At 70.5% G+C, this 5,180-nt stretch carries 3 protein-coding genes; 1 reads left to right on the top strand and 2 read right to left on the bottom strand.

The features are described from left to right. Positions 1 to 879: 879 nt before the first annotated feature. Positions 880 to 3,150, bottom strand: coding sequence for a polyphosphate kinase 1 (ppk1, locus tag VIB55_RS15550; RefSeq protein ID WP_331877576.1), 2,271 nt, complete (start codon positions 3,148 to 3,150; stop codon positions 880 to 882). Positions 3,151 to 3,679: 529 nt separating this feature from the next. Between ppk1 and VIB55_RS15545 the strand changes: the two genes are divergently transcribed. After that, complete coding sequence (locus VIB55_RS15545) at positions 3,680 to 4,099, top strand: hypothetical protein (RefSeq protein WP_331877575.1); 420 nt, start codon at positions 3,680 to 3,682, stop codon at positions 4,097 to 4,099. Between the two features lie 3 nt (positions 4,100 to 4,102). Here the strand turns inward: VIB55_RS15545 and VIB55_RS15540 are convergent, their stop codons facing one another. Next, positions 4,103 to 4,963 carry a type II CAAX endopeptidase family protein gene (locus VIB55_RS15540; protein ID WP_331877574.1) on the bottom strand — a complete coding sequence of 287 codons (861 nt, stop codon included), beginning with the start codon at positions 4,961 to 4,963 and terminating at the stop codon, positions 4,103 to 4,105. Positions 4,964 to 5,180 lie beyond the last annotated feature (217 nt).

Raw genomic sequence — 5,180 nt, 5'->3', positions numbered from 1 at the left:
CAAGCCGCGAGCAAGCTCAGGCCCCCGCGCCCCCGGCGCAAGCCCGACGCGCACCGCACCAGCCGAAGCCAGCCGATATCATCCCGATGGAGCGGCCCCGGAAAACCTGGCCCGTACAGCAGAGCTCGCAGCGACTGAGGGACCGGCCACACAGCGCGGACGCCGCTTCTCGCGTGGCCAAGCACCCAGGCCCGGTGCTCGGGCCGGCGCCCCCCATCCCCAACCCTTCCCCCGCAAACTGCGCGGGGGAAGGGAGCCAGTCTGGTGCACCACGCATAACTCACTGCGGAAGCACAGCCTGTGAACATCACCGCACCTGCCGAAGCCGCCCGATGTCATCCCGATGGAGCGGCCCCGGAAAACCAGCCCGCACACCAGAGCTCGCAGCGACTGAGGGATCCGCCACACATCTGCGGTCGTGCACCGGCCCATCCCCCACGCCGGGCCTGTGAACGAAGTCGGGACGCGCCACATCGACCTTTCACACACCCAGGCCAGCCAGTCCGCGCAGGCGGACTTCGTGTGGTTGTTGCAGCGACTTCAGTCGCCCGTGCCGGGGCTGGCGCCAAGGCGGTTGCCGGTGCGAAGGCAGGCGCGCCAGCCGGGGCCGAGAACGAGGGGGAGACCGGCCAGAATCCGGGGCGGGTTGAATCCGGCTGGGCACGGACGTGTCAGGGTGCCGATGGCTCCGCAGGTGCCGGGCGCCTCGCGGAGTGTGTGGCGGATCCCTCAGTCGCTGCGAAGTTCGGAGTACGGGCAGGTGCCCGTTGGCCGCTCCATCGGGATGACATCGCCGGGCTTCTGTGTGCTTCGCCGCGCACTTACGCACTCACGCACTCACGCACTCACGCACTCACGCACTCACGCACTCCCCGCCCCTCACACCGAAAGCTCCCACGGCCGCCCGCCCGCGGCACGGCTGCGGGCCTCGGCGTCGCGCATCAGCAGCTCCTGGTAGTTGATCTCGTCCTCGTCCGCGGCGGGGCGGCGCTGCACGTACTGCCCGTCGGCGTCCAGGTCCCACGCCAGCCGGTTGTCGCGCAACGCCAGCTGCAGCACCTCCACCATCCGCTCCCGCAGCGCCGGGTCCAGCACGGGGACCATCGTCTCCACCCGCTCGTTCAGGTTGCGCCCCCGCCAATCGGCGCTGCCCAGGAACAGCTCGGGGTCGCCGCCGTTCTCGAAGTAGTAGATGCGGTCGTGCTCCAGGAACCGCCCCAGGATGCTCACCACGCGGATGTTGTCGCTGTACCCCGGCAGCCCCGGGCGCAGCCGCGAGTGGCCGCGGACGATCAGGTCGATGCTCACCCCCGCCTGCGAGGCGCGGTAGAGCGCCCGGATCATCCCGAAATCGTCCAGCGCGTTGAGCTTGGCGATGATGCGCCCGGTGCCCCCCGACTCCTGCACCGCGATCTCGCGTTCGATGCGCTCCTCGAACACGCGCCGCATGTCGCGCGGCGCCACCACCAGCCGGTCGTACTGCTGGTCGGGCGCGTAGCCGGTGAGGAAGTGGAAGAAGTTCACCAGGTCGCGGCCGATTTCCGGGTTCGCCGTCAGCAGCCCGAAGTCGGTGTAGGCGCGGGTAGTCTTCGCGTGGTAGTTGCCCGTTCCCACGTGGCAGTACGTGCGCGGCCGCCCCTCTTCCAGCCGCACCACCAGCGTCACCTTGGAGTGCGTCTTCAGCCCGACCAGGCCGTAGGTAACGTGCACGCCCACGTCTTCCATCATCTGCGCGCCCACGATGTTGTTTGCCTCGTCGAAGCGCGCCGTCACCTCCACCAGCACCGCCACCTGCTTTCCCCGCTCCGCCGCGCGCAGCAGCGCCTGCACCACGGGCGACTTCACGCCGGTGCGGTACAGCGTCATCTTGATGGCCAGCACGTGCGGGTCGTCCGCCGCCTCTTCCACCAGCCGCTGCACGCTGGCGTTGAACGACTCGTACGGATGGTGCACCAGGACGTCGCCACGGCGCAGGATGGAAAAGACGTTGGCCTCGTCCTCCGTCTCTCCCTCGTGCTGCAGCGGCTCTGGGACCACGGGCTCCCACGGCTCGTAGCGGAACTGCGGCAGGTCCAGCTCCGCCAGGAGCATGCACTCGGCGTGGTCCAGCATGTCGGCGGCCTCGTACACGTCCGACGCTTCCAGCTCCAGCTCGCGGATCAGCAGCTCGCGCACCTCGTCGGGCATCCCCCGCTCCACCTCCAGCCGCACCACGGGCGCGAACCGCCGCTCGCGAAGCTCCTCGGAGATCAGCGCCAGCAGGTCCTCGGCCTCGTCGTCGTCGCGGTCGACGTCGGCGTTGCGCGTGACGCGAAAGGCACTGGCCGCCACGACCTCCATCCCCGGAAAGAGCGCGCTCACGTTGGCCTGCACCACCTGCTCGACGGGGATGAAGTGGTGCTTGTGCGGCGAGTTGGGCACGGGCACCCAGCGCCCCTGCGTGGTGGGCACCTTGATGCGCGCGAAGTGCATGGTGTTGCGCGCCGCGTGGCGCATCAGCACCGCCAGGGACAGGCTGAGGTTGGAGATGAAGGGAAAGGGGTGCCCGGGGTCTACCGCCAGCGGGGTGAGCACCGGGTAGATGTTGTCGCGGAAGTAGCGCGTCAGTCCGGCGCGCTGCTCCGCGTCCAGCTCGGCCCAGTCGGAGACGGCCACGTCGGCCTCGGCGCGCAGCCGCGGGCGCAGCTCGTGGTCCCACGCCGTGGCGAGGGCGGCGTACATCTCGGCCGCCGCCTCGGCCACCAGGGCCAGCTGCTCGCCGGGAGTGCGGCCGTCCAGCGACAGCGTCTGCACGCCGGCGATCAGCTGCCGCTTGAGCCCGCCCACCCGCTTCTGGAAGAACTCGTCGAGGTTGCCGCTGGTGATGGCCAGGAACCGCACCCGCTCCAGCAGGGGCGTGCGCTCGTCGCGCGCCTGGTGCAGCACGCGCCAGTTGAAGTCCAGCAGCCCCAGCTCGCGGTTGAAGTAGAGCGAGGGGTGCTCCACCTCCGCACCGGGAGGAACGGGCTGCGGCCTCACGGCGCGCGGGGGAGCCCCGGGCGCGGTGGCATCGTCCCCACCCGGGCCGACGGCACGCAGGGCGGGGCGCCAGCCGGCGGGCGCAGGTTCGGTCGTGGCGGCGGGAGCCGCGGGCGTTTCTTCGGCGCGCATGGGTTCGGTCGGGGTCACGAGGGCCACGGACGCCGCGGCCGGCACTTCGGGGTTCATCCTGCGCCGTGGGCGCCGGTTCCGTGCCGGGGAGTGCCCCGGCGCGTCCTGGCCTGAGGATCGTTACAAATGGACGCATCCGGCACGAGGCGAGATCGGGGGATGCGGGAGGAACGTTTCCAGCGTAGAATCCCCGGTCCACGCGCTCCCGGCGGCGGATGCCGAACACGGGAATCCGGATTTCCGCGCCCGTGCCGACGCACATAATCGGCCACGCATGGTCAAAAGTAGACAGCTGACCACAAATCGGAGTTCACGCCCGTCCACACTGCACCCGCCACCGTCCGAACCGATTGTGCGGGGGGTGTTTAGCACCGGCAGGGAGTGCGGCCCCGGCCTGTGAATGTGCGCTAAGTGTGCACCGCGTGCACCTTTACGGCACCTGCCGGCCCTTGCTTCGGGAAATGTTCGGTATTAGAATAGGTGGTAGGAACGGCGCCGACTGCACTCGTGGTTCCACCCAGGATAGGGAATGTCGAACATGAAGGACCAGACGATCAGTGATCCCCGAAGCGCCACGATCAAGCACCTGCGGGAGACGGCCGCGGGGCGCGTGGAGAACACCTCCCTGCGCAGCGTGGCGAGGGAGATCGGGATGAGCCCCACCGGGCTCAAGAAGTTCCTGCTGGGCACCGCCCCGTACTCGCCCACGGTGCGGCGGCTGCGCAACTGGTACGTGCAGTACGCGGCCAAGCTGGACCATGTGGTAGACCGGCACGTGGCCTCGGCGGCACTCTCGGTGCTCGTTCACGACCTGCCGCAGGCGTCGCGCGGCCAGACCGCCACGTGCGTGCTGGACTGCGTGGGCCGGGGCTTCGTCGACCGCGGGCTGTCGCAGCCGGGGTGGGTCAACGAGCTGCGGCAGGAGTACGGGCCCGAGCACCAGGCCTGAGGCTCACGACGACGCCACGGGGCTGCCGCTGGCGGCTGCTCGGCCGAGCGGCGGCCGCCCCGCGTCGTCCTGCATCTTCTTGACGCACCAGGCGCACCACACCATCGCCACCAGGGTGACGGCGGCCGCCGGGGCGCCCCACGCCCATCCCTTGCCCGTGGGGTCGGGCGGCCACTCCAGCAGGGTGATGGCGAGCACGCCCGCGTTCCACGCCGCGTGAAGCACCAGCCCGGCCCAGAGCGAGCGGCTGGCGAACACGGCGTACCCCAGAACCAGCCCTCCCGCCAGCCGCACGGGGAACGCGTCGGCCTGCATGTGCATCAGCGAAAACAGCAGCGCCGACGCGGCGATGGCGGCGTCGCTCCCCATCACCCGCTCCAGCGGCCGCTGGATCCATCCCCGGAACGCGAACTCCTCCACCAGCGGCAGCGCGGCGAGCGCCAGGATCCAGAAGGCCAGCTCGCCGTACGGCTTTTCCGCGAACCTGGTGATCATGTCCGGGAGGGGCGCCTCGCGCGCCAGCCCGAACGAGAGCAGCGCCACCCACAGCGCGTGCGGCAGCACCATCATGGCCGGCACCGTCGCCAGCAGCCACTTCCACGTTCGGCCCGGGCCCCGGACGCGCAGCCGGGCCCGCATGCGCCGCGCGCGCGGGCCCCAGGCGTAGACGCGCAGGAAGATCAGCGTCACCAGGGCCGTCCAAGCCATCGCCAGGCGCGGGTCGATCTGAAAGGTGAAGCCCACCAGCAGCGTCTGCCAGAACATCCAGATCAGCAGCCCCCACCCGGCCGTGGCCAGCCCGGCGCCGATTCGAACGGAGAGCGTGGAGGCCCGCGGAGGTCGTTTTCCGTGAATGTTGTGCATCCCGTATCCTAACTCGTTTCCCGCGCTCGCGATAGCTGGTTCCCCCTCCCCCCCGCCCCCCCCCCGGCCCCTCCCCCGGCAACCTGCGCCGGGAGAGGGGGGAACTTCGATCGGGGTTCGACGGGGTGCCTCGCGATCCCGCGGGAGCCCCCTCCCCCCGGCCCCCTGCCCCCGCTTCGCAGGGGAGGGGGAGACCTGAACTGCGCCTGGGCTGGCT

The organism is Longimicrobium sp., from assembly GCF_036554565.1.
Classification (GTDB): domain Bacteria; phylum Gemmatimonadota; class Gemmatimonadetes; order Longimicrobiales; family Longimicrobiaceae; genus Longimicrobium.
This window is presented reverse-complemented; position numbering and strand designations above follow the sequence as displayed.